This window comes from Kitasatospora sp. UYEF31, from assembly GCF_057291755.1.
On record NZ_JBXAWK010000134.1, the window covers coordinates 1 to 2,248 of the forward strand.

Annotated in this window: 2 protein-coding genes; both read right to left on the bottom strand. The window is 73.0% G+C overall.

All coding sequences use genetic code 11. The annotated features are described in order from the left end of the window. Positions 1–310: 310 nt before the first annotated feature. Positions 311–727, bottom strand: coding sequence for an STAS domain-containing protein (locus AC0Z36_RS29490; RefSeq protein WP_485466149.1), 417 nt, complete (start codon positions 725–727; stop codon positions 311–313). A 137-nt stretch (positions 728–864) separates the two neighbouring features. Further along, a complete protein-coding gene (locus AC0Z36_RS29495) occupies positions 865–1,494 on the bottom strand; it encodes a universal stress protein (RefSeq protein ID WP_485466150.1) in 630 nt (209 codons plus the stop codon). Between the last annotated feature and the right edge of the window lie 754 nt (positions 1,495–2,248).

Below are 2,248 nucleotides of genomic sequence, written 5' to 3' on the forward strand. Positions count from 1 at the left end.
CCCACTCGCCATCAGTCAGGTCACCACGTCCCATACATCCGTGCTACCAGTTCACATATCCGAGCGGAGGACAAACAACCCGGTTGTGATCTGAATTCAGAACAGGCCCTAAGCCGGTGCGCCGACCGGACGGGGCTCATCGCCGCGCGGACGAGGACTTCCCCGGCGGGGGACAACGGTGCAACCGCCAGCGGACGGCGTGGGCACGGGGCCATGCCGGTGCCCTGTCCGGACGGGAAGTCACGATGAGTTACCGCCGTAACGCTTCCACTGTTCGGTGTGGCCTCTCCGCCCGACGTCACGCCCGAGGTCACGCGCCGACGGGCGGCCCTTCGGCGATGGCCTGGTCCATCGTGGCGGCCGGGTGCAGGTCGGCGGCCAGGCCGGTGATGTGCAGCATCGTCAGATGCAGCGGCCGGGTGCACACCAGCCGCAGCACCCCGCGCCGGTCGCGGACGCGCCGCCGGGCCCGGTCCAGCAGCCACAGGGCGCTGGAGTCCAGGAACCTGGCGGGCCGCAGGTCGACCACCACCCGGGCGCTGTCCGGCGCGGTGGCGGCGTCCAGGCAGGCGCCCACGGCCGAGACAGAGGTGAGGTCGATCTCGCCGTGGAAGGCCACCACGCTCCAGCCGTCCGCCGTGTGGAGGGTCGCCCACCCGCGGTCGTTGGCCCCGTCCGGCGGCAGCGGTAGGACGGAGGGGCCGGTGGGGAAGGTGTTCTGGTCCATGGTGGTGCCCCCGGGAACGGGGCCCCGGAAACAGCGGTGTGCCGGGGCCGACGGTACAGCGGTCGGCCACCGGGGTCCGGGGTGACGTACGGCAGCCTAGGCGGTGGCCCGGTCCCGCGGTGAGGCTGAGCGCGAGGTCACCCGGACGGGTGGTTTCCGTGCGTGTCGCTGGACAGCGGCACCGCGTGGCGGACCGGCACCACTGCGACGGGGCATGGCGCGTGGTGCAGCACCGTGTGGGTGGTGGGGCCCAGCGGCAGCGGGAGGGCGCCGGCGCGGCGGTGGCCGGCGACCACCAGCAGGCCAGCGTGGGCGGCGGCCTGGATCAGGGCGTGGGCGGGGGTGCCGGTGGTGGTGACCGCCTGGACGGTGACGTCCGGGGCTTCGGCGCGTACGCCCCGCAGGATCTCCTCCACGGTCAGGTCCTCCCAGTCGGCCCGGGCGTGGATGCCGCCGCGCAGGGGGATCGCCGTCCGGGCGGCGTACTGGGGCAGTGTCCAGGCGTGCACAAGGGCGAGTGTGGCACCGGTGGCGCGGGCCTGGGCGACGGCGAAGTCGACGGCGGGCAGGTCGCCGGCGGCCTCGCGCAGCGGCCGGTGCTCCGCGCCGCCGGGGCGGCCGGGGCCGGGTGCGGGAACGGCCATGACCAGGTGCAGCGGGAGTTTGGCCTCGGCGGCGGTGCGGGCGGCCCACTCCAGCGCTTCCTGGGCACCGGGGGAAGTGTCGTAGGCGGCCAGGACGCCGGGCTCAGGCAGGACAGGGTGCACGCGGCGCTCCGAATCGTCAGGGCCGCGGTGTCCGCCAGCCGACGGAGGGGTTGTGGCGTGTCCGCGGGTGTGGTCGCCGTTTGGGCCCGATACGTGCCACCGTCCTCGCCCTGCGCCCGTCCGCGCAGGGCCGAACAGCACTGGCGTCCCGCCTGCGGTGTCAGGAGCCCCCGGGTGCGGGGCGGCGGCAGCAGGACGGCGCCCGGCCCGGAGCGGTCCCGGGCCAGCCGGTCCTGACGGTCGCACACGGCCGCCGGGCACACCGGGGCCTGGTTCGCCCGACACCCGCGCCGGACACTGCACTTCACCCCGCCGCACGCCTCCTGGCTCAACCAGGTGGAACTGTACTTCTCCGCCCTGGCCCGTGCGGTCCTGAGCGCTCCGGTCCGCCGCTTCGCCGCTTCGCCCCACGCTCCGTGCCCTGTCCAGGCGGCGTACTACGAGAACGTGTTCCGGCCACTTTGGGTGGCTGGCGCCGCTGGACGGGAAGAAATCCGGTGAGGCCGAGTCTGGACGCCGACGCCGCCTGTCTTTGTGTCGACGATAAAATCCCGGACTGGTCCGGTGGCAACTGAGGTTCCCTCGAGATGCGGGAGGTTGCTCACCATGGCCTGATGGTCACATGAGAGGAACCGGCGTCATGAGCGCACCGAGAAAGAACCCGTTGGAGTTGCGCGAACGCGCGATCCGGATGTACCGCACCACCGAGCCCAAACCGGTGATCCGCCAGATGGCCAAGGACCTGAACGTCCAC